23 protein-coding genes are annotated in these 21,022 nt (G+C 41.7%); 7 read left to right on the plus strand and 16 right to left on the minus strand.

The window, feature by feature from the left end; all coding sequences use genetic code 11:
• The 7 genes from qoxC to BA81_RS06990 form a co-directional block, all read right to left on the minus strand.
• On the minus strand, positions 1 to 618 hold the full coding sequence (gene qoxC / locus BA81_RS06960) for a cytochrome aa3 quinol oxidase subunit III (RefSeq protein WP_024423834.1): 618 nt from the start codon (positions 616 to 618) through the stop codon (positions 1 to 3).
• Positions 618 to 2,576 (minus strand): cytochrome aa3 quinol oxidase subunit I, encoded by a 1,959-nt coding sequence (gene qoxB, locus BA81_RS06965; protein WP_024423835.1) that lies wholly within the window; start codon positions 2,574 to 2,576, stop codon positions 618 to 620. The genes qoxC and qoxB overlap by 1 nt, the downstream gene beginning before the upstream one ends.
• Before the next feature lie 27 nt (positions 2,577 to 2,603).
• Positions 2,604 to 3,560 carry a cytochrome aa3 quinol oxidase subunit II gene (gene qoxA / locus BA81_RS06970; RefSeq protein WP_108909040.1) on the minus strand — a complete coding sequence of 319 codons (957 nt, stop codon included), beginning with the start codon at positions 3,558 to 3,560 and terminating at the stop codon, positions 2,604 to 2,606.
• Positions 3,561 to 4,077: 517 nt separating this feature from the next.
• The gene (locus tag BA81_RS06975) at positions 4,078 to 5,160 is read right to left on the minus strand and encodes a M24 family metallopeptidase (RefSeq protein WP_034281304.1); all 1,083 of its coding nucleotides are present in this window, start codon (positions 5,158 to 5,160) and stop codon (positions 4,078 to 4,080) included.
• A gap of 12 nt (positions 5,161 to 5,172) precedes the next feature.
• Entirely contained in the window at positions 5,173 to 6,684 is a 1,512-nt protein-coding gene (gene galT / locus BA81_RS06980; RefSeq protein ID WP_034281305.1) for a UDP-glucose--hexose-1-phosphate uridylyltransferase, read from the minus strand.
• Between the two features lie 35 nt (positions 6,685 to 6,719).
• Positions 6,720 to 7,712 carry a UDP-glucose 4-epimerase GalE gene (galE, locus tag BA81_RS06985; protein ID WP_034281306.1) on the minus strand — a complete coding sequence of 331 codons (993 nt, stop codon included), beginning with the start codon at positions 7,710 to 7,712 and terminating at the stop codon, positions 6,720 to 6,722.
• Positions 7,712 to 8,893 (minus strand): galactokinase, encoded by a 1,182-nt coding sequence (locus BA81_RS06990; protein WP_034281307.1) that lies wholly within the window; start codon positions 8,891 to 8,893, stop codon positions 7,712 to 7,714. The genes galE and BA81_RS06990 overlap by 1 nt, the downstream gene beginning before the upstream one ends.
• Positions 8,894 to 9,074: 181 nt before the next feature.
• Between BA81_RS06990 and BA81_RS06995 the strand changes: the two genes are divergently transcribed.
• Entirely contained in the window at positions 9,075 to 9,920 is an 846-nt protein-coding gene (locus BA81_RS06995; RefSeq protein ID WP_024423841.1) for an AraC family transcriptional regulator, read from the plus strand.
• Between the two features lie 34 nt (positions 9,921 to 9,954).
• Here the strand turns inward: BA81_RS06995 and BA81_RS07000 are convergent, their stop codons facing one another.
• Both BA81_RS07000 and BA81_RS07005 read right to left on the minus strand, forming a co-directional pair.
• Positions 9,955 to 10,212, minus strand: coding sequence for a hypothetical protein (locus BA81_RS07000; protein ID WP_034281308.1), 258 nt, complete (start codon positions 10,210 to 10,212; stop codon positions 9,955 to 9,957).
• A gap of 26 nt (positions 10,213 to 10,238) precedes the next feature.
• Complete coding sequence (locus BA81_RS07005; RefSeq protein ID WP_012011676.1) at positions 10,239 to 10,622, minus strand: GtrA family protein; 384 nt, start codon at positions 10,620 to 10,622, stop codon at positions 10,239 to 10,241.
• Positions 10,623 to 11,077: 455 nt separating this feature from the next.
• Here BA81_RS07005 and BA81_RS07010 point away from each other — a divergent pair, with 455 nt between their 5' ends.
• The 3 genes from BA81_RS07010 (at position 11,078) to BA81_RS07020 (ending at position 12,871) form a co-directional block, all read left to right on the plus strand.
• Positions 11,078 to 11,218, plus strand: coding sequence for an anti-repressor SinI family protein (locus BA81_RS07010; protein ID WP_008345506.1), 141 nt, complete (start codon positions 11,078 to 11,080; stop codon positions 11,216 to 11,218).
• A gap of 302 nt (positions 11,219 to 11,520) precedes the next feature.
• Complete coding sequence (locus BA81_RS07015) at positions 11,521 to 12,210, plus strand: class I SAM-dependent methyltransferase (RefSeq protein WP_034281309.1); 690 nt, start codon at positions 11,521 to 11,523, stop codon at positions 12,208 to 12,210.
• Positions 12,203 to 12,871, plus strand: coding sequence for a glycosyltransferase family protein (locus tag BA81_RS07020; protein WP_034281310.1), 669 nt, complete (start codon positions 12,203 to 12,205; stop codon positions 12,869 to 12,871). Before BA81_RS07015 ends, BA81_RS07020 begins: the two co-directional genes overlap by 8 nt.
• Positions 12,872 to 13,122: 251 nt before the next feature.
• Here BA81_RS07020 and BA81_RS07025 read toward each other — a convergent pair whose 3' ends face one another.
• Positions 13,123 to 13,407: a hypothetical protein gene (locus BA81_RS07025; protein WP_034281311.1), complete on the minus strand. Its 285-nt coding sequence runs from the start codon at positions 13,405 to 13,407 to the stop codon at positions 13,123 to 13,125.
• Positions 13,397 to 14,524 (minus strand): Rap family tetratricopeptide repeat protein, encoded by a 1,128-nt coding sequence (locus tag BA81_RS07030; protein ID WP_034281312.1) that lies wholly within the window; start codon positions 14,522 to 14,524, stop codon positions 13,397 to 13,399. The genes BA81_RS07025 and BA81_RS07030 overlap by 11 nt, the downstream gene beginning before the upstream one ends.
• 1,102 nt (positions 14,525 to 15,626) lie before the next feature.
• Here BA81_RS07030 and BA81_RS07040 point away from each other — a divergent pair.
• Positions 15,627 to 16,205 (plus strand): hypothetical protein, encoded by a 579-nt coding sequence (locus BA81_RS07040; RefSeq protein ID WP_131631247.1) that lies wholly within the window; start codon positions 15,627 to 15,629, stop codon positions 16,203 to 16,205.
• A 357-nt stretch (positions 16,206 to 16,562) separates the two neighbouring features.
• Here the strand turns inward: BA81_RS07040 and BA81_RS07050 are convergent, their stop codons facing one another.
• Positions 16,563 to 16,826: an SEC-C metal-binding domain-containing protein gene (locus BA81_RS07050; protein WP_051627325.1), complete on the minus strand. Its 264-nt coding sequence runs from the start codon at positions 16,824 to 16,826 to the stop codon at positions 16,563 to 16,565.
• A 114-nt stretch (positions 16,827 to 16,940) separates the two neighbouring features.
• Positions 16,941 to 17,003 (minus strand): hypothetical protein, encoded by a 63-nt coding sequence (locus BA81_RS20240; protein ID WP_157840123.1) that lies wholly within the window; start codon positions 17,001 to 17,003, stop codon positions 16,941 to 16,943.
• Positions 17,004 to 17,141: 138 nt separating this feature from the next.
• Here BA81_RS20240 and BA81_RS07055 point away from each other — a divergent pair, with 138 nt between their 5' ends.
• Both BA81_RS07055 and BA81_RS07060 read left to right on the plus strand, forming a co-directional pair.
• Entirely contained in the window at positions 17,142 to 17,456 is a 315-nt protein-coding gene (locus BA81_RS07055) for a DUF485 domain-containing protein (RefSeq protein ID WP_034281315.1), read from the plus strand.
• Positions 17,453 to 18,994, plus strand: coding sequence for a solute symporter family protein (locus BA81_RS07060; protein ID WP_034281316.1), 1,542 nt, complete (start codon positions 17,453 to 17,455; stop codon positions 18,992 to 18,994). The genes BA81_RS07055 and BA81_RS07060 overlap by 4 nt, the downstream gene beginning before the upstream one ends.
• 27 nt (positions 18,995 to 19,021) lie before the next feature.
• Here BA81_RS07060 and BA81_RS07065 read toward each other — a convergent pair whose 3' ends face one another.
• The 3 genes from BA81_RS07065 to thiM form a co-directional block, all read right to left on the minus strand.
• A complete protein-coding gene (locus tag BA81_RS07065; RefSeq protein WP_034281317.1) occupies positions 19,022 to 19,396 on the minus strand; it encodes a nuclear transport factor 2 family protein in 375 nt (124 codons plus the stop codon).
• Between the two features lie 133 nt (positions 19,397 to 19,529).
• Positions 19,530 to 20,198 carry a thiamine phosphate synthase gene (thiE, locus tag BA81_RS07070; protein ID WP_034281318.1) on the minus strand — a complete coding sequence of 223 codons (669 nt, stop codon included), beginning with the start codon at positions 20,196 to 20,198 and terminating at the stop codon, positions 19,530 to 19,532.
• Positions 20,185 to 21,009, minus strand: a complete 825-nt coding sequence (gene thiM / locus BA81_RS07075; protein ID WP_034281319.1) for a hydroxyethylthiazole kinase — start codon at positions 21,007 to 21,009, stop codon at positions 20,185 to 20,187. The genes thiE and thiM overlap by 14 nt, the downstream gene beginning before the upstream one ends.
• Between the last annotated feature and the right edge of the window lie 13 nt (positions 21,010 to 21,022).

The following is a 21,022-nucleotide window of genomic DNA, read 5'->3' on the forward strand; positions in this document are numbered from 1 at the left end:
TCACAAAAGCCCCCCTAATCCGATCAAGTAAACAGCTGTGAAGATGAAAATCCATACAACATCAAGGAAATGCCAGTATAGACTTGAGATGAAAATCTTCGCTGCTGTTTGTGGAGTTAATCCACGCTTTTTAATTTGGAACAAGATCCCAGTAATCCAGAAGATACCGATCGATACGTGTAGTCCGTGAGTTCCTAAAAGTACAAAGAATGCAGACCAATACGCACTTGTATGGATGCTCGCACCTTCATGTACATAATGGAAGAACTCGAAAAGCTCAAATCCAACGAAGCCTGCACCTAGAAGCAGTGTGAGAATCGTCCAAATGACAACCCCTTTTGTACTTCCACGGCGCATTTCATGAACAGCAATCCCGCATGTAAATGAACTAACCAATAGCAGGAATGTCATGATCAATACAAGCTTCATATCAAACAGCTCAGCTGGTAAAACGCCGCCAGCTGTTCTGCCATGTAGAACAAAGTAGGTCGCAAAAAGTGTTGAGAATAACACGATTTCCGCGCCAAGGAATATCCAGAAACCAAGGATGTTTAAACGTCCGGTTTCAGACTGATATTCAAGCGGTGCATTTGCATAGCTGCTATCATTATGTCCCATTACTTCTGCGCCTCCTTATTCTTTTTCTCTGTTTCAATGACTTCTTCAACAGGAATATAGTAGCCATCGTCATATTCGAATGAACGTAAAATCATCGTTGCGAATACACCGATTAAGCCAATAACGCCAATCCAGTACCATTCAAATACAAGACCGAATGCACCAAGTCCAAAGAATGCAGACATGATCAGCGGTCTGCCTGAATTGTGCGGCATGTGAATTTTCTTGAATTCTTTTTCAGGATGAACGTCCACATTGTTTTGCTTCCAATGATGGAATGCATCTGGTGTTGTCACTTCTGGAAGTGCTGCAAAGTTATAATGCGGCGGAATTGCAGAAGATGTCGCCCAGTCAAGTGTACGTCCTTCTCCCCAGCTGTCTCCAGACACTTCACGTTTTGAATGTCTCCAGCTGTAGTAAATGTTGTAGCAAAGGATGATGAATCCGATACCCATCATAAATGCACCAATTGTTGAAATAAAGTTTAGTGCAGTCCAGCCATCTTCTGGTCCATACGTATAGATACGTCTTGGCATTCCTTGTAGTCCTAGGAAGTACTGCGGGAAGAAACAGATGTTAAATCCGATCATGAATACCCAGAAGAACCATTTGCCGATTCTTTCGTTTAACTTGTAACCAAACATTTTTGGATACCAGAAAACAAGACCAGCAAAACAAGCAAATACAGTACCTGCGATTAATACATAGTGGAAGTGGGATACAAGGAAGTACGTGTTATGGTACTGGTAATCCGCAGCTGCCATCGCAAGCATAACCCCAGTTACACCACCGATTACGAAGTTCGGGATGAAACCAAGTGCCCAAAGCATTGGTGATGTAAAGCTGATACGGCCTCGATACATCGTAAAGAGCCAGTTAAAGATTTTCACACCTGTTGGTACAGAAATCGCCATTGTTGTAATCGAGAAGAATGAGTTAACCGCTGCACTGTTCCCCATTGTAAAGAAGTGGTGAACCCACACAAGGAAACTAAGAACAGAGATTGCCACAATTGATACAACCATCGCTTTGTAACCAAACAACTGCTTTCTTGAGAACGTCGCAAAAATTTCTGAGAAAATACCGAAAGCCGGCAGGATAACAATATATACCTCAGGATGTCCCCAAATCCAGAAAAGGTTCGCCCAAAGCATCGGCATACCGCCTGCTTCGAGTGTAAAGAATGCAGAACCGAATAAACGATCAAATGTCATAAGTGCTAAAGCAACTGTTAGTACAGGGAATGCAAACACGATGATGACAGACGTAATCAATGTTGTCCATGTAAACATTGGCATACGCATAAGTGTCATACCTTTTGTACGCATTTTTAAGATGGTCACCATGAAGTTAATACCTGTCATGAGTGTACCAATACCTGCAATTTGGAGCCCGAGCAAGTAGTAGTTCTGTCCAGGTCCTGGTGAGAAATCATTTCCGGCGAGCGGCATGTAACTCGTCCAGCCTGCACTTGGTGATCCTCCAATAACGAAGGAAATGTTGAACAGCATTGCTCCGACCATGAATGTCCAGAAGCTAAGGTTGTTCAGATAAGGGAATGCAACGTCACGTGCACCAATTTGAAGAGGAACAACGACGTTGATTAAACCAATTAAAAATGGCATCGCCATGAATAGAATCATGATCGTACCATGCGTTGTAAAGATTTCATTATAGTGGTTTGAATCTAAAAACGTATTATTAGGAAGCGCCAGCTGCGCGCGCATCATCAGTCCGTCTACCCCACCGCGGAAGAACATAATCACAGCAGCAAGGATATACATGATTCCAAGCTTTTTATGATCAACTGATGTCAGCCATTCTTTCCAGAGCCATTTCCACTTTTTAAAGTAGGTTAAAACAAACACGATGGCAATGGAGGTAAGAGCGATAGAAATTTGCGCACCAAGAATTAATGGGTCTCCAGTTACAAAAAACTCATCCCATTTTAAATGCATAACGGCCTCCTCCTTTCCTTAGTCAGTTTATTCATTATCTAGTTTTCTTTTATAGTTCTTCACATTCTCGAAAGGATCTGTTTTGGAATGCGGAGAAACTGATTGGTAACCTAAACGTTTGCGTGCTTGGAGTGCGTATTCAGAATCCTCTCCATGCTTCGCAAAGGATAAATGTGTTGATGAGAATGTCTGCACATCTGCAGCATCAGGAAGCATCAAGTAGTCATACGTTTTCTTCGTTAACTTTGGTGCTTCTTTCTTCGTTTTGTTTACCCATTTATCATAGTCAGACTGCGTCATCGCATTGACTTTGAATTTTTGCTGAGCAAAGCCCTCGCCTGTGAAGTTGGCGTTTCTTCCTTGGTATGTGCCTACTTCATCAGCTTGAAGATATTGTTCCATTTCCATTCCAGCCATCGCATACTTCTCCCCGCCTAGCTGAGGAATCCATAGTGATGCCATTGTATCAGCGGAAGTGATTTTGAATAAAATCGGCTGATCTTTTGGAATGTTTAAGTAGTTCACTGTCTCAATATTTTCCTCTGGATAGCTGAAAATCCATTTCCAATCAACAGCTGTCGCATAAACGACAAGTGGATCTTTATGGCTTGTTGCTTGAGGTGCCTCTTCCAAAGAGTAAATTGTTTTTACAGTTGGAATCGAAAGAGCAGCAACGATTAATATTGGGATCACTGTCCAGACAACTTCTAGAAGCGTATTCCCGTGTATTTCTGGGTTATAAGAGGCGTTTCCAACGTCCTTACGCTCACGGTATTTAACCAAAATGATGGTAAACAGTACAAATACCGCACCAACGATAAAGAGCATGAATCCGATAGATAAAAGGATTAAGTCTTTTTGTTGTGCTGCGACTGGTCCTTTAGGATCTAAAACAGCGATATTGCTGCAACCTCCTAATACAAAAACACTCACGAGCATCGCTAATAAAAGCATAGGTTTAATGGCTCTGAACAAGAAGATCACCATCCTTCCTTAAATAATGTATAAATTGCTGAATAATTGTGAAAAGCCATCTGCCTTCGAAAACTTTTCTTCCCTTTGTAATGCTATCAAAATCTGTTAGAGTTAGCTTCCCTTTTTTCAAAAGTTCATTTATTTTTCAACAGATTTCTTTTAAAATGTCATAAATTCGACATAAATTTATATTATTGCACACACAATAAATTTCTAGGATTTTGAAAAGTTGAGAGTTGAAGGCAAAGGACAAACAATCAAGAACTTTGTCAAATTTAGGTTTACCACAATAAAAAAGTTTGGTCAAATTTCAATTTAACTTAATGAAATTTTATCTAGGTAAACAATTTCAAAATAGGTATCCCCACATTTAACAAAAACCTTACTTATTTTAACGCAAGTTAACAAGAAAAGAAAGTATCGATCCTCTGACTATGCGCGTTAAGAATTGGCAATTATGATGAATATGTGGAATCCCGCTAAATGACTTCCAGCAAAAAACCGGCTCAGCGCCGGCATTCTGCAGTTATTCCTCTCTCACTAAAATATCAGGGCGTCTATAGATGTCCCCTTCATGTTCAACATCAATGTATGTCCACTTGCCTGTATAGGTTAAAAAGCGGTTCCCCTCTTTCTCTACGACCATCGTATCCTCTGATTTCAATCCAGGCAATGAAGGATTCCAAGTAAAGACTTGATGCAGCTGAATTTCTTCCTTCGATGAGGGAACTGCAATGATTTCTCTAGATACAAAGCCCGTCTTTCCCCCTTGATGAAGCTTTTTCCAGCTATCAGGGAAGCCCTCTTTTTCATACTGAGCAATACCTGCTTTCAATACATCTCCCAATGTCTTACCAGGGCGCGTGGCAGCATTCATGACCGTGTCAATTCGTGCAAGCCGATCTTTGTTCTCTTCAAGCTCCTTTGGAAGCTGACCGAAGTAAACAGACCTTGTGACATTCGCCACGAGTCCATGCCGTTCAGCGCAAAGAACAACAAGCGCATGCTTTTGAAGTTTTTTGTCTGTCGGAATTGGATGACGGTATTGATGAATCCGGTCATCTGTTGCTACAAGCAGCACTTCAATCGTCATTCCCTGCGCGATCGCTTTTTGAGCCGCAAGCGAAGCGATTTCGTGCTCCGTCTGTCCTGGAACGATTTCTTTACAAACACTCTCTACAATGACCGCTGTTTCATGACAAAGCGTTTCATATTGGCGGAGCTGTGATGCAGAAAGAATGGATCGAACTTGCGACAAATCCGGCTCGATCCATTCGAATCCATCCATTTGAATGTCTGACCCGATCCGTTTGTCTTTTGTGAGTGTTTGAATGTGTGCCGTATCATCCTCAAACCAATCCATCGTCACCACTTGAAAGGGGTGATCGATATACGCCATCTCTTCTTCAATGATCCGCTTTTCTTCCATTTGATTCACTATGAGGACGATGTCGTCTTTTAACACAAGCAGCTTGCACACGCCCTCTGGTGTATTTAACACGATGTGATTTCTTCTCCCTCCTGTCAGCCAGGAGAAGTTATTACGCTTTTGAATCAAGACACCGTCGAGCTGTTTTTCTTCCATTAATGTTCTTACTTGTTCAATCATCTAATCACCTGCCTATATGAGTGTATGAATGAAACGTTTAAAAGCTGTTTTCCCTTGCTCGGTTCTTTTAAACACACCCGCCTGTGAGAGAATACGAGAAAAAATCATACCGACTTCTTTTTGTAAAATGGCTTCTGTGTTGTCCTCTGTAAAGGTATTCTCTTCAAGCAGACGCTTTGCCCATGTTTCGTGTTTCTTGATAGCAGGGCGGGCTTTGATTTCTTCAAGGGGGTTTTTGGATAACAGCGCTTCTTTTAATTGACTTAATTCCTCTGCTAATCTACCAGGAAGAACTGCAAGACCCATCACTTCAATTAATCCGATATTCTCTTTTTTAATATGATGGACTTCTTCGTGCGGGTGGAAAATTCCATCCGGGTGCCGCTTGTTTGTACGATTATTGCGCAGCACTAGATCTAATTCATAGTCATCTCCATGGCGGCGTGCAATTGGTGTAATGGTATTATGCGGCGTCTCTCCTGTATGAGCTAGCAGCTCCACTTCTTCATCTGAATACATTTTCCACTCGTTTAAGATAAAGTCTGCTGCGTCTGCAAGCTTCTGCCGGTCGCTGCTTCGAAGGCGGATGACAGACATCGGCCATTTCACAATGCCAGCCCTCACATTCGGAAAGGCATTCAGAGAAAAGACCTCTTCCACCTCCGCTTTCGCCATCGGAAATTCATGCGCACCGCCCTGAAAATGGTCATGACTTAATATACTGCCCCCGACAATCGGAAGGTCGGCGTTCGATCCGATGAAATAGTGCGGGTATATATATATGAAAGAAAGCAATCGTTCAAAGGTCTTTTTGGTGATGCTCATCGGCTCATGTTCGCCTTTGAACACAATGCAGTGCTCGTTGTAATACACATAAGGTGAAAATTGTAGAAACCAAGATTCATCTGTGAGTGTCACAGGAATGATCCGGTGATTCTGTCTCGCTGGATGGTTGATGCGCCCCCCAAACCCAACGTTTTCTTTACAAAGGAGACAAAGAGGATATTGTTTTTGACTAAGCTTTTTGGCTTCAGCGATTGCTTTTGGGTCCTTTTCCGGTTTTGATAGATTGATTGTGATCTCCAGCACGCCATCATCTGTTGGTGTAAACCACTGCACATTTTTGGCGATTCTGCCTGTATGAATATAGTGTGCGTGCTGCTGCATTTCATAGAACCAGCTTGTAGCAGCCTCTGGCCCTTCATGCTGGCGCTTCTCTTCAAACTTTGCGTAGATGACACTTGGAGGCGCCACCAAGCATCCCATGATTTTCGCATCTAGTAAATCGCGATACGTATCCGTCCCCTCAGGGATAAGGCCAGTCTCAACTGCCCAATCCAGCATCGGCATTAAGATGTCTTCAAGCTCCGCCTCCCCTGAGACTGTTCTTGGCTCAGCTTCATCCAGCCCAAGCACCTCAAGCAGCCGATTTCTCGTATAATCGATATCTAGTCGTGTGATCAGCTCTTGATTGATCCCGTATTGAATCAGCTGTTCCAGTTTTCCAAAAATATCAACCGCCATTCTCTCTGTCCCCTCTCTTGCCTGCCTGTTATGCGTTATTTACTTTGGTAGCCGTCTGGATGCTTCTGAAACCAATCCCACGCACTTTGAATGATGGTGTGAAGGTCAGCATATTGAGGTGTCCACCCTAATTCTTGCAGCGCTTTTTCAGAAGAAGCAATCAGCTTTGCTGGATCTCCCGCGCGTCTGTCAGCGACCTGTGCTGGGATCGCATGCCCCGTAACGTTTCTAACAGCATCTACTACCTGCTTCACGGAGAAACCAGTGCCATTCCCTAAGTTGTATGTTGCACTTCCTTTTCCAGCGCGCAGACGATCAACAGCTAAGATGTGCGCGTCTACTAAATCCATGACATGAATGTAATCCCTAATACACGTGCCATCCTCTGTCTCATAATCATCACCGTAAATCATGATCTGATCTCGTTTTCCTAAAGCCACTTGCAGAATAATCGGAATGAGATGTGTCTCAGGCTGATGATCCTCTCCGACAAGTCCTTCTGTATGAGCGCCAGCTACATTAAAGTAGCGAAGCACGACGTATTTCATTCCATATGCCTGCTCAGACCACTTCAGCATTTTTTCAATCGCTAGTTTCGTTTCTCCATAAGGATTGGTTGGATTCGTCTCATCCGTTTCAACGATCGGCACTCGCTTTGGTTCACCATATGCGGCAGCGGTTGAAGAGAAAACGAGGTGTTTCACATCAAATTCATTCATCACCTGAAGTAAGGCTGTCGCTCCTCCAACGTTGTTGTCATAGTACTTTAGCGGGTCTGTTACACTCTCGCCGACAAGTGAATCTGCGGCAAAGTGCATCACCGCTTCTATTTGATGCGTTTTGAAAACCTGTCTTAAAAAATCTTGATCTCGTAAATCTCCCTCTTCTAAAACAGCTCCCTCCAAAACAGCTTCTTTGTGCCCTGTCTGCAAATTATCCACTACCACCACTTGTTCACCTTTCGCTAAAAGAGCCGCTACCGCATGGCTGCCAATGTACCCTGCTCCCCCGCACACTAAAATTGTCATTACACTTCCTCCTTCGTGAGTTCTCTTGCGCCGCCTCCAATTCCAGCTGTGTAAAAAGAGGCTTGAATGCCCGTCTTCTCTTGATAAATCGATCCCGTTTCTTTTATAAATGATGCCAGCTGCTTTTCTTTCACAATATTGATCGTGCAGCCGCCAAAACCCGCGCCCGTCATACGAGAGCCTATCGTTCCAGGATGGAGCCAAGCGGCTTCTGCCAGTGTATCTAGTTCAAATCCAGTCACTTCATAATCATTCTTTAAAGAGAGATGAGAAGCCTTCATGAGCGCACCTATTTCTTCCATTTTATCATCTTTCAGAAATTTGACTGCTTTTATGGTCCGCTCGTTTTCTGTCACCACGTGTCTTGCACGTTTGCGGCATGTTTCATCCTGAATCAAATGGGCATGTTCGGCAAATTCATCTGCCGTGAGCTCACATAAGTGGGCAAGGTCGATTTCTTCTCGTAAATCGTTTAAAGCTGATTGACACTCTGACCGGCGTTCATTGTATTTGGAGTCTGCCAGTGTCCGCTTTTTGTTTGTATTGGCAATGACAAGCGCCAGTCCCTCTTGCCGAAACGGACTGTATTGAAAATCAAGGGTATCGCAATTGAGCAAAATGGCGTGATCTTCTTTTCCAAGAGCAATTGAAAACTGATCCATGATGCCACAATTGACGCCAATAAATTCATTTTCTGCACGCTGCGAAAGGAGGGCAAGACGGGCATTTGAAACGCCGAATGAATGCCATTCATTGATGCAGACGGCGGTGACAAGCTCGATGGAGGCAGAGGAAGACAGGCCTGCGCCATTGGGAATATTGCCGCCGTATACAATGTCAAAGCCTTCTTCTATCTTCATCCCTGCTTCAATAAACTGATGGAACACGCCCTTCGGATAATTCGCCCAGCCATCCGACTCTAAGTAAGCGATTTCAAAAAGGTCGAATTCTTTCACACCATCGCCATCAAAGTTCAAGGAATACATTCTCACGCGGCCATCTGACCGCTTTGCACATGCTGCATATGTACCGAGAGTGAGCGCACAAGGGAATACATGACCTCCATTGTAATCTGTATGTTCACCAATCAAGTTCACTCTTCCCGGGGCAAAAAAATAGCGAAGTTCTTCTTCTTTATCCCCAAATTGCTGGTGAAATGCCGTGCGTAACATATCGATCATATCCATTCCCCTTTTCTCATCTGATACTCTTATTTTAGTTGCCTGAACTGCGTAAGTTCAATGGTAAAAAAATCGTTAAAAAATACCCTTTTTTTGCTGTGAATGGTACGATGTGATATGAGGTGTAACATGATTCAAAATAGAAAAAGGTTGTTTTTTGCTGTGAAGGAGGTTTTCCAATTTGAAGAAGGAAGCATTTGCATTTCGTTTTCACCATTCTGATGTTACATTGCCGGCACAAATATGGTCTGTTGGCTGGGAGGTTCAATCATCTTCGTTATACAGCTGGAATGGCGTGGAGCGGAAGGATCAGGGCAAGTGCATCTTTCAGCTCACACTGTCTGGACACGGCATGATTGAAATCGGACAAAAGCGGTTCAAAGTCTTGCCAGGGCAGGCCTTTCTTGTGAAAAGTCCAAGTGCCTATCAATATTATTTTCCAGAGGACAGTGAGCATTGGGAATTTCTCTATTTGACGCTTTATGGGGAAGCCTGTGATCTTTGCTTTGACCAATTTATAGATCAAGGAAAGCAGGTCATGCGTTTTCATCCTCATTCCAAACCGATCCGCCTGCTGAAGAAAATTTATGATGAAGCCAGTGAAAGACGGATTACCAATCCATTTGAGGGGTCTAGCCTTGCTTATCAATTTGTCATGGAACTGTATTCATATTTGCCAAAGCTTGAGGGACAAATGGAGAAATGGCCTGAGCCCATCGTCCAAGCGGCCTTGTTTGCCAGCCATCATTTTCACGAGGAAATTGGCCCAGACGATATGGCAGCTGCGGCACGTTTATCCAAAAGTCATTTTACGAGAGAATTCAAAAAGGCCACTGGCTTCACACCTATTCACTACTTAACCAATATCCGGTTAGAGAAGGCGGAAACATTATTAAAAACAACGAAATACTCAATTGAAGAAATCGCCATACAGTGCGGCTACCGAAATGCGAATTACTTGAATAAAGTCTTTCGAAAGAAAATCGGCATGTCTCCAAAGCAACTGCGGGAAACAAGCGATGCATAATAAAAAGCAGCCGCTTCATCATTGGCTGCTTCTTTTACGATTTTGACAGATCAACATGAATTCTTCCTTGTTTTAAAACAATCGTCATTTGCGTATCAGGGGTCATTAAGTTTTCTAAAATGTCCGTTGCCGTTTGAAGCGCAATGTCCATTCGGTTGATCTTTTCCTTTTCTTGTTCCGAAAACGCTTCTGGATGTGCGGTCATTTCTTTGACTAGCCTCAGCACTTGTTCATGCTGCTTTTCTGTTTGTTGATATATGGCATCATATAAGTCGTCTGGCCTGCTGCTCATTTCACATCACCTATCTTTTTTATGTGTTAAATCGCATCTTCTTTTGTTTTCTTGAAGACGAACCACTTACTGGCGACATAATTGACCACCACAATCACAAAGTTGACGAGAATTTTTGCGACGGTTTCATTGAGCGCCATTTGGCTCACAAATAAAATCATCAGCCCCAGATCTACACCTAGAGACATGAGACGGACACTAAAAAATGAAGAAAGCTCACGCATGAGGCTTTTTGTGTCACGAGCCTTTTGCTTGAAGACATACTTCTTATTGGTGATATAAGCAAAGAGAACAGCAAATACCCATGAAACAACCGTAGCTGTTTTGTAATCCATGGAAAACATCTCAACGAATAAATAGAAGCTGACGATATTGACAATGGTTGTACACACACCCATCACAAGATACATGACAACTTCTTGATACTTTTGAAAAAGGCTATACATGTCTTTCTTCATTCCTTCTTGGTGGTTTCTGTTTCTTTTAGAATACCATCTTGAGAAGAACTTCCCAAACGAACAATATGTATGTCCTGCAAAGATGAAATTTGTTCTACTCGATGGCAAATGTCAACGCAATTGGTTTATATGAGTCAAATGTTTTAGGTCTTTATCATTATTTTAATTTATAATCTTTCAACTGACTTTACAATTGTTTATTATTAGAAGTAAGATTTCAATATTTATGGGTTTTTTAGTCATTTTTTTAGGGACGTGGTAGGTGATAGATTTTACAAAATAGGTTAAATGTCATCATTTTTCGACAAAATTTATTTTGCGCTGTTTTCAACCACACGTACAGTTACTAGACGGTTTGTTCAAGTCATTGGTTGCAGTGAATATGTCTTATTGAACTGGAGGATATTATGGATACGCAAGTGAAAAGAAGAGTTGACGAAGAGTGGGTTTATTTGATTCAGGAAGCGAAAAAAATTGGACTAGGCATCGAAGAAATACAAGCTTTTTTAACATCCAACGGTGATCAGAAGATGATAAACAAACCGTAAATCAACGCCGTTATCCTTTGTCTTTCAGACTGCTTTGGCTATAAGTTCTGACCTGTCAATTGACCTTTTGAAAATCCTTTCATGACGATACGCTACAATAATTGAACACCTCTCCATACCAATCCCTTCCACTCAATGGGGTTCTGTCTTTCTATATTAGGAGGACAGTCCGTTTCCTGTTCTTTATATGATTCCTTTTTAGCCGCCATTCATGAAAATTGTCCTTCTCTCGTTATAAAACCAAGCTGCCCACCCATATATTAAGCATGAAAACAATGAGAAAGCAGAAAGGTGGGTAGAGCGTGAGTTCAGGTTCCCTTTCGTATTATCACCAAAAAAAGGATCAGTATTATCATGGGGTAAACCCGGTCATCGTCAGCCGTATCCGCGCGGAATGGACGTCTTTGTTGGATATCGGATGCGGCACAGGCAAGCTTGGAAAAGTCCTGAAACAAAAGGGCCGGACCATTTATGGCATTGAGTCATTTGAAGATGCAGCAAAAGAGGCGGAACAAGAGCTGGATCATGTTCTCTGCGGAAATATTGAACAACTGGCTCTCCCTTATCAACACGAACAATTTGACTGCATGATTTTCGGAGACGTCCTCGAGCATTTATTGGACCCTTGGGCCGTTTTAAAAAAGGTGAAACCCTTCCTTAAAAAAGAGGGTGCCATCCTGTCATCTATTCCAAATATCGGCCACATTTCAACGGTTTTAGAATTACTAGCCGGCAGATTTACTTATACAGATGCAGGGTTAATGGATCAAACACATTTACGTTTCTTCACCCTTCACGAAATACATGCACTCTTTCATTCAGCGGGTTTTCGCATTCGCGAATTCGAGGCCATTCGCGTACAGCATCCTTCCTATGCAAGCGTGTTGAATGATCTACATGAATTACTCATGAAACACGGCATTCGTTCTGATTTCCACGAGTCTGCTACAGCCTATCAATATGTGGTCGAGGCGGCTCCATTTCATGAGTAATCCGACGATTCTGTTTGTTTTATGTGTGAATGATGAATCGATGTTTCAAGCTTGCTTCCGGCAGCTCGCTTCACTTCCGGCTCCTCATGGATACCATGTGGAGGTCTTACCCATCAGACATGCATCAAGTATGACCTCTGCATACAATGAAGCCATCACTCATCCAGCTCAGTTTAAAATTTATCTTCATCAGGATACCCTGATTGTCAAACAGCATATGCTGCTTGAACTCATCCCGCTTTTTTTACAAAACCCATCACTTGGCATGGTTGGCGTGATTGGAGCAGAAAGCGTGCTTGACAATGGAATTTGGTGGGAGAGTTCTGATTGCAGGGGAAAAGTCATTGAATATCGTCACGACACCTATCAGCTGCTTTCGTTTGAAAGAGGCCGTCAGCAGCCCGAAGCGCAAGATTATATCAAAGCTGCGGCCATTGATGGTCTTTTCATGGCGACGCAGTATGATGTGAAGTGGCGTGAGGATCTCTTTGATGGCTTTCATTTTTATGATGTTTCGCAATCCTTTGAATTCACTCAGAAGGGCTATGAAGTTGGGATTGCAAGACAAGAAGAGCCTTGGTGTATTCATAAATGCGGAGATCATTTTGATGCGGAAACATATGAAAAAGCGAGACAAACATTTCTTGCAAATTATCGATAGAAAGCACCCTTTTCGGGTGCCCAGAATGTAGAGAAACTCATGTTTTTCTACATTCTTTTTTATTTTCCACGTCATGATGTTAGGTGAGAATGGGTCTTTTGGTGCTTTTAAGATCTTGTGCAGCTTTCAAGAAAAGGACACGGAGCACATGCTTTCGGATCTGATTTGTAGAACCGATAACCTTTCCGAGAAAATAAAGCTGTCGAGATTTTCTCGACAGCCTGACAGACCCTAAAGGTCTGTTTGATTCATCAAGTAGATAATCTAGAATCACGTGTTCCAAAACGAATATCCGGATTTACACTAGAACGGGTTCCATTCCTCACAGTAAAATCGTTATCATGTTGAGATAAAGTTATAAGAGGGAAATCTTGAGTAGTAACGCTACTGCCTGTAGCATTTCTTACTGTCAGATCAGTTGATTCTGGAGAAGTAGCATTTCTTGAATTCACATCAAAATCGACAGATGATAATGAGATCACACCTAGCAATGCTGAAGCACTCAAAAAACCAGTAAGAACCGTTTTAAAATTCATATGAACAGTCGCCCCTTTGGATTTGTTTTCGGGCGTACATCACTTTTTCGTACATTTTTACAGATTCATCCATACGCCCATTCTCATTATAGTACCGAGCCGCTTCGAGCGCTAGGTCTTCTATGTATGGATAACCCCTCTCGTTCTCTAATTTTTCCAACGAGCTCAAGACCTCACTTAGGTTTGCTGTTTTTAAAAATAAATTTTCCAATACCATCAGCAACGATAAAAACAGATCATTTTTTCTATTCTTCGCTTCTTCCAAGCCTCTTTTGAAAAATCTTTCTCCCTCAATAAATTCCTTTTGACTCAAATGAAATAAAGATAATTCATAATAAACCAAAAGCAACTCTGTAGCATGAATAGGCTCTCCTTCAAGAATAACCTGATTAAAATAAGCTAGTGCCCTATTAAAATCACCTAATCCTTTATAACAACAACCAATATTAAATAATGACTTCACAATCATTGGCTTATTAGAAATTGCCTTAGATCTTTCTAAAGCTGACAATAAATGAGGAAGCGCCTTTTCTCTGCATTCAAAATCAATGAAATTACCTGCCATAACAGTTAGACAATTAATTTCTCGAATCATATAAAGTGAATTGCTCTTATGTGCCTTATAGGTATCATAAGAAAGACCAACGTAATACATAGACACGTGTGTCTGTTTCATGTGATAAAACACTTCTGATAATTTGTAGTAAAATTCCGCTCTTTCTAACTCATCCCCTACTTGCTCCAGGCGCTTTTCCGCGCGCTTATAGAACACAATAGCTCTAATAAACTCACCATTTTTGAATTCATACATTCCTTGAAAAAAATTAAAATAGTATTCAAGAATGGCTGACATCTTCTTTCCTTGTCCTTCTACAGCTTTCAAGTAATCAGATTTTTCAAGTGGTTCTTTAGAAGGCTGCACATAGTCTGTCATCAATTGGTGACGGAACTCCATCAGCTGAAAATAAAGAACCGCCTGTTCATCTTCTTCCATGACATCTATATCTTTTCTAATCTCTTCCCTTAGCATCTGGGCCTCTTTAACATTGAATCTTTTTATATGCTTATACCATTCATTTATCTTGATCGCTACAACTGGAGACGGTATAGACGCCATCTACAATCCCCCCTAGAAAACCAATTTTTAATAAATGTTAGCACAATAATTCCTAATAAAATCCTATTTTTACATTAATATGTAAAATTTTCAGCATGACGCAAACACTTTGTAAGCAAGTAGGACACAAGACATATCAATCTTTAGATGCTATCGCAGCAGTTAACGCATTTAAATCCCATATAAGCGTTCTTGAAGCATCACACTATGGAAATACCCGAGCATAAATAAAGGTGCTTAGAAACGAATATGAACGCTCTTGGTGGTTTGAAATAGGCGCTATGTTTTTTAAGAAACAAAAAAACAGGCTCTTTAGCCTGTTCTTTATTATCCAGTGATGACCATATTGATGAATGGGACACTCAGTAAAAAGAAAACAACGGCAAAAACAACTTTTTAACCCATCTCTTTTTCTTTATTATTCTTACGTTTTATCATATAAACAGCGAAATAAGAGGCACCAATTAACATCATCAATACTGGTATTACAGTCATCATAAATTCTCCTCCCAAATAAAAGAACCTATATTGCGGTCACCGCAACCCAAAAAGAAACTTTCCATCAAATTACCAATTATCAAGAAATAAATGGTAGCATGAAAATATATCAAAGAAAGTGAGTGATTCTTATAAATCCATGACTCCTATGCCTCATTATGCAACCATTTTTTTGACTCTCTTATGATTCCCCAAAATAGGAATCTGTATAGAATTACAATCAAGAAAAAAGTATAAACAAACTCAAAGGGAGAGAATGGTTCATAATCAATTATGTATGCATTAATAAACACTATTATCAAAGAAAACAATTCCATCAAAGAATCTATAAATCTGTTTTCTTTGAACACGTCCCTTGTCTTTTTGAAATTAAAGATGTCTTTAATTTCCCCGCTGGAAAGTCCTTTGATCAAACCTAGACCTATAAAATACACCCCAAAAGAAAACTCATAGGACAAATTAAAAATGTGTGTGATTACACAATAAATCAAAGTGAATAAGAATAAATACATTTTATTACTCTCCTTAACCTCTAAGTATTCCACCCCAATAGAAGGAAATATCATGTATGCGTTACCCCAAAAAACAAATAGGAGTGGTACGTATGTTTAAAAAATTTCTAGTAATGTTATGTGTGCTTACTATTACATTTGGTTTCTCTTCTCCAATGATTAGTCATGCCAGTCAAGGTAATAATGAGACCCCTCCAGTCAGTGTAGATAAAAAACAATTGGAATTAGCAGAGAAACTATCTAATTACTTCGAATTAGATAAGGATGGAAATACTCATTTTACAGCTGATAAAGAAACCCTTATGGAAATGGGAATTTCAGAACACGACAGTCAACTAATGACTTCTATGAAATCAGAAGAATTTAGCTTTGAAGAGAATGAGAAAAAAGGTGACATGCAGGCTTATGGTTTTGTAGGTCTACACCTCAAATTAGGACCGAAAGTTAGAAGCATGAACGCCATAGTAGCAGGTGGATTTGCAGCCGGATATATCGGTTGGTACACAAGCAAAATTGCTGCTGCTGGACCATGGGGTGCCGGAGCCGCCGCGGCTATTACTGCTGGAACTTCTGGTGCGGTTGCATGGGCAGTTAAAAACAAATATAAGAAAGTTGATGTAGGCGTAAATATTATGTTTGTCGACTTAGCATATACTGTAAAAATACCTTAAAAATTACTGTTAAGCAACAATAAATAAAAAAAGCAGGCTCCAGTAAGAGCCTGCTTACTTTTAATATAAGACTTCAACACAAAATTTTTGAAATTCCTGAAAATATTTTGGTTCTGCATTAATAGTGGTAAGCGTATAGAAAGTGTTGCAGCGTGCAGACGATCGGTGAGCCCTCTCATTCTTCTCCTCGTAAAACAACCCTTTTTATAAAGCTATTTCAATTGTTCAACAAGTATTGTGCCAACGTCTTTCGAGACATATACCTCTAAATTTTCTCCAGGTGTCAGGTCGTTCATTTTTAATTGTTTCACACTGATCTAAAACAGGATCATATATTTTTTCTACTCGATCTTTGCTTCAAGTCTTCAACTCACGCATAATAAATTCAAACTCAATTTCAGTTATAGAAAAATCCTCATAGCAGCAGTTATAACACCCCTTTTGACATGGAGGAATATTACCTGTTGATTTTTGATAATCTTCTATTTTTCGTTCGTACTTTCTGTATGTCTGGATAAGCCGAGCAGCTCTTGATTCAGGATGAATGTCACTATGACACTTTTTATATTTCTTCCCGCTACCACAGAAACACGGGTCATTTCTTGAGATTGTCTTAACCATTGCCTTCCCCCTACAACAACAGGATCAACCCATTAATTACCTAAACAATTTTATTATATATTACCAAAAAATGCCGTCTTGCATCTGCAAGACGGTCAGTCACCTTTCTAGATTTCACTCTTCCAAAGATGCTATTTCGTCTAATAGAATTTTTGCCCCTTCTCGACTTAACACAATACCTCAAGATAAAGTCATGTTTTGATCAGGTTCAGCACCCTTTTCGGGTGCCTTTTTTATGATATACTGTCATAAACAGCCAGATCGTCTCATATGCATTGGAGTACCTTGTCCCTAATTCGTACAAAGGAGGAAACAATGGCAGACAAAAAAGTTCATTATAAGAAGGTTGCCGCTTCAGAGGATTTTCGAAAACTTCTTGAGGAAAAACGCAGATTTATCGTACCGATGACGATTTTCTTTTTTCTCTTTTACTTTTCACTTCCAGTTGCTACATCCTACTTCACCTTTTTGAATACGCCGGCAATTGGCGCGATCTCATGGGCTTGGTTATTCGCCCTCACACAATTTGTTATGACCTGGGTTTTATGTGGACTTTATGCGAAAAAAGCAGCTAAGTTCGACAATTATGTAAGCGCTTTAAAAAATGAATCAAGAGGTGATGACGAATGAGCATGACCGCTTTTATTTTGTTCGTTGCGATCGTAGGGCTCACATTGGTCATCACATATTTTGCTGCGAAAAAAACTAGCAATGCGAGTGATTTTTACACAGCAGGCGGAGGTCTGACTGGGTTTCAAAACGGCCTTGCCATTGCTGGAGACTATATGTCTGCTGCATCATTTTTAGGGATTGCCGGAATGATCGCGTTAAACGGATTTGACGGCTTTTTCTATAGCATTGGTTTTCTAGTAGCGTACCTTGTCGTTCTTTACGTTGTGGCTGAACCGCTTAGAAATCTGGGGAAATATACGATGGCCGATATGATCGCTGCACGATTTAAGCGCCCTGCCATTCGAGGGGTTGCCGCCTTTAATACCATTACAGTCTCTACTTTTTATATGATTGCACAGCTTGTTGGGGCAGGTGCATTAATCAAACTGCTTCTTGGCATTGATTACTGGATTGCGGTACTGATCGTGGGTGTCCTGATGACCATTTATGTCGTGTTTGGCGGCATGATTGCGACCAGCTGGGTGCAGATCACAAAGGCTGTGCTTCTCATGCTTGGGACGCTCATTATTTCTCTGCTTGTGTTTGCAAAGTTTGATTTTAGTCTGCTGAAGATGTTTGAACAGATGAAAACAGCGACCCCGCTCGGTGGGGCATTTCTTCACCCGGGAAATAAATATGATGTGCCTTTAGAGACACTATCTTTGAACCTTGCCTTAGTGCTTGGGACAGCAGGTTTGCCGCACATTTTGATCCGGTTTTATACGGTCAAAGATGCCATTTCTGCGCGTAAATCTGTTCTATCCGCTACGTGGATCATCGGGATCTTTTATTTAATGACGGTTTTCCTTGGCTTCGGTGCGGCTGCCTTTGTGGGAACAGAAGCGATCACGGCTGCAGATGCAGCAGGAAATATGGCCGCTCCACTGCTCGCCCAAGCTCTTGGAGGAGATTTGTTATTTGCCTTTGTTTCCGCTATTGCCTTTGCGACTATTTTGGCGGTGGTAACGGGTCTCGTCCTATCCGCCGCGTCTGCCTTTGCGCATGATTTTTATAGTCAAATTATCCGCAAAGGAAAAGCGAGTGAGCGGGAGCAGGTGAAGGCGGCACGCTTTGCTTCCATCGGCGTGGCGATCCTCTCTATCGTTCTTGCATTATTTGCCCAGTCCTTAAACGTCGCTTTTCTTGTGTCTCTTGCCTTCGCAGTGGCGGCAAGTGCGAATTTGCCTTTGATTATCTTCACTGTTTTTTGGAAACGATTTAACTCTACAGGTGCCATCGCAGGAAGCTTAACAGGCCTTCTGAGCGCACTGGTCATCGTCTCGCTCAGCCCAAGCGTCTGGGACCCGTCAGGAGCAGCCATCTTCACAGGAGAGCCGCTCATCCCGCTGTCGAACCCTGGGATTATCTCGATTCCACTCGGATTCCTTGCCGCATACTTAGGCACGATATTCTCTTCTGAAAAAGCAGATGAAGACACCTTTACGGAAATTCAAGTAAAGGCACATACAGGCATGCATATGGATACTGATTCATAAGGAAAAGCCGGCTGCTCAGCCGGCTTTTTAATAGCGCTGGAATAACTCTGGGTTTTTCGGAACGTTTTCTAAATAAACGATCTTCCCTTGGTCGTCCAGCTCTGCGATATCAATTCCTTCTGCTGTATAGACACGGCCATCTGAAAGCTTTCCGCAAACGGCCCAGTTTGTTTCATACTTTCCATCTTCTCTTTTATTCCACCCATCCCACATATGCTTAATGTCATCATGTACGTGGAAAAATGTATTCAAAAATTGTGTGAACGCTTGGATCCCAGGCTTTTGGGCGCCATTTAAGACAATCATGACATCGTCAGAAAACAATGCCAGCAATTCATCCATCTGCTCCTGCCCTTTTCCTGCTTCATCGTATCGACGAAAATACGTATCGAGCACTTCCATGTTCATTCTCCTTTATTTACCTGTCATTTCGAAAATAATCGAACTATATGATTGTACACAATTGTATAGCTCCTGTCTAATTTACCCGGCATAAGAAAAGACATGAATTGATTTAATCCATGTCTCCTTCAGATTAAAGAGATGCTTTTTCTGCTGCAACAAGTGATTTCAGCTCTTCTGCTGCTTTTTTAGGATCGGCGCTCTGGCTAATAGCACTAATGATGCTTATACCGTCTGCCCCAGCTTGTATCACTGGTGCTGCGTTGTCGTATGTGATCCCTCCGATACCTACAATCGGAATTTGAAGGCCATGACGGCGGACTTCAGTGATCAAAGACACACCCTGGACACTGCGTGTATCCTTTTTCGTTTCCGTTGGATAGACTGGGCCCATCCCGACATAATCTGCTCCGTCCTTCATGGCTTGTTTTACTTCATCTAGGTTATGCGTCGATACGCCTAATATTTTATTCCCGATCCTTTCTCTGACGCCTTTTGCATTTGTGTCTTCCTGTCCAACATGAACGCCATCTGCATCTAGATCAATCGCTAGCTGTACATCATCATTCACAATAAAAGGAACATTTGCTTCTTGGCAAAGCGCTTGAATTTGACGAGCCAATTGTTTCTTCTCTTCACCCTGCAAGGCTTTTTCACCCTTTTCACGAAATTGAAACATGGTGATTCCGCCTTGAATGGCCTCTTTCACAACATCAAGCGGCTGCCTCGTTGTATTCGCTGTGCCCAAAATAAAATAAACCGATAATTGCTGTTTGATTTGCTGTTGATCAGCCTTTGTCATGTGAAACTCCCCCTATTTTCCCTAGTGTCAGCACATCATCGCCGGTTGTGTGTGATAGTGCGTTTAAGAATTCCATTTGAAAAGTTCCCGGTCCTTTATCCATTGCGTGCAGAGCTGCCCTTTCAGCGGCGACACCATAAAACATCAATGCAGCTGCCGACGCATGAAGCGGCTGTTCACCCGCTGCACAAAATGCTCCGATGACAGACGTCAGCAAACAGCCAGTTCCCGTCACCTTCGTGAGCCATTCATGTCCATTATGAATAGACAGCACCTCATCTCCATCTGACACCACATCGACTTTTCCTGTGATTACCACTATTGTCTGAAGTGCAATAGACGCTTGTTTGGCTAATGCCGATACATCTCCATTCGCCGCTTTCGCATCAACGCCTTTTGACTCCCAGCCATCCACTCCAAGTAAATGAGCCACTTCAGCAGCATTTCCTCTGACAACGGTGATTTTCACTTTCTCTAACAGCTGTTTAGCAGCATTCGTTCGAAACGTTGTCGCACCAACGCCGACAGGATCTAACAAAACAGGTACACCTTTTTCATTGGCTGCTTGTCCAGCGAGAATCATGGCTTCAACCGTTTCCTTAGTCAATGTGCCAATATTCAGCACTAGTGCATCCGCTAATTGCGCCATTTCAGCCACTTCTTCTTTGGCGTTTGCCATGACTGGCGAAGCACCTAAAGCAAGCAGTCCATTCGCTGTAAAATTCGTCACGACTTGATTGGTGATATTATGAACGAGTGGATTTTTTTCTCGAACCTTCTCCAATAAATGAGACGCGCAGCTTGTTTTCATCCGTATCATCCTC

Origin of the sequence: Bacillus safensis FO-36b (assembly GCF_000691165.1) — a bacterium.
In the GTDB taxonomy this organism is placed as follows: Bacteria; Bacillota; Bacilli; order Bacillales; family Bacillaceae; genus Bacillus; species Bacillus safensis.

What these genes read in the sequence shown, in the direction of transcription:
- BA81_RS07025 (WP_034281311.1), bottom strand. Translation starts at nt 13,407, where the DNA reads ATGAATTTTAAAACGGTTCTTACTGGTTTTTTGAGTGCTTCAGCATTG.
- thiE (WP_034281318.1), bottom strand. Translation starts at nt 20,198, where the DNA reads ATGACAAAGGCTGATCAACAGCAAATCAAACAGCAATTATCGGTTTAT.
- BA81_RS07020 (WP_034281310.1), top strand. Translation starts at nt 12,203, where the DNA reads ATGAGTAATCCGACGATTCTGTTTGTTTTATGTGTGAATGATGAATCG.
- galT (WP_034281305.1), bottom strand. Translation starts at nt 6,684, where the DNA reads ATGGCGGTTGATATTTTTGGAAAACTGGAACAGCTGATTCAATACGGG.
- BA81_RS07050 (WP_051627325.1), bottom strand. Translation starts at nt 16,826, where the DNA reads ATGGTTAAGACAATCTCAAGAAATGACCCGTGTTTCTGTGGTAGCGGG.
- BA81_RS07055 (WP_034281315.1), top strand. Translation starts at nt 17,142, where the DNA reads ATGGCAGACAAAAAAGTTCATTATAAGAAGGTTGCCGCTTCAGAGGAT.
- qoxC (WP_024423834.1), bottom strand. Translation starts at nt 618, where the DNA reads ATGGGACATAATGATAGCAGCTATGCAAATGCACCGCTTGAATATCAG.
- BA81_RS07060 (WP_034281316.1), top strand. Translation starts at nt 17,453, where the DNA reads ATGAGCATGACCGCTTTTATTTTGTTCGTTGCGATCGTAGGGCTCACA.
- BA81_RS07005 (WP_012011676.1), bottom strand. Translation starts at nt 10,622, where the DNA reads ATGTATCTTGTGATGGGTGTGTGTACAACCATTGTCAATATCGTCAGC.
- BA81_RS07040 (WP_131631247.1), top strand. Translation starts at nt 15,627, where the DNA reads ATGTTTAAAAAATTTCTAGTAATGTTATGTGTGCTTACTATTACATTT.
- thiM (WP_034281319.1), bottom strand. Translation starts at nt 21,009, where the DNA reads ATGAAAACAAGCTGCGCGTCTCATTTATTGGAGAAGGTTCGAGAAAAA.
- BA81_RS06975 (WP_034281304.1), bottom strand. Translation starts at nt 5,160, where the DNA reads ATGATTGAACAAGTAAGAACATTAATGGAAGAAAAACAGCTCGACGGT.
- BA81_RS07030 (WP_034281312.1), bottom strand. Translation starts at nt 14,524, where the DNA reads ATGGCGTCTATACCGTCTCCAGTTGTAGCGATCAAGATAAATGAATGG.
- BA81_RS07065 (WP_034281317.1), bottom strand. Translation starts at nt 19,396, where the DNA reads ATGGAAGTGCTCGATACGTATTTTCGTCGATACGATGAAGCAGGAAAA.
- galE (WP_034281306.1), bottom strand. Translation starts at nt 7,712, where the DNA reads ATGACAATTTTAGTGTGCGGGGGAGCAGGGTACATTGGCAGCCATGCG.
- BA81_RS06990 (WP_034281307.1), bottom strand. Translation starts at nt 8,893, where the DNA reads ATGATCGATATGTTACGCACGGCATTTCACCAGCAATTTGGGGATAAA.
- BA81_RS07010 (WP_008345506.1), top strand. Translation starts at nt 11,078, where the DNA reads ATGGATACGCAAGTGAAAAGAAGAGTTGACGAAGAGTGGGTTTATTTG.
- BA81_RS07000 (WP_034281308.1), bottom strand. Translation starts at nt 10,212, where the DNA reads ATGAGCAGCAGGCCAGACGACTTATATGATGCCATATATCAACAAACA.
- qoxB (WP_024423835.1), bottom strand. Translation starts at nt 2,576, where the DNA reads ATGCATTTAAAATGGGATGAGTTTTTTGTAACTGGAGACCCATTAATT.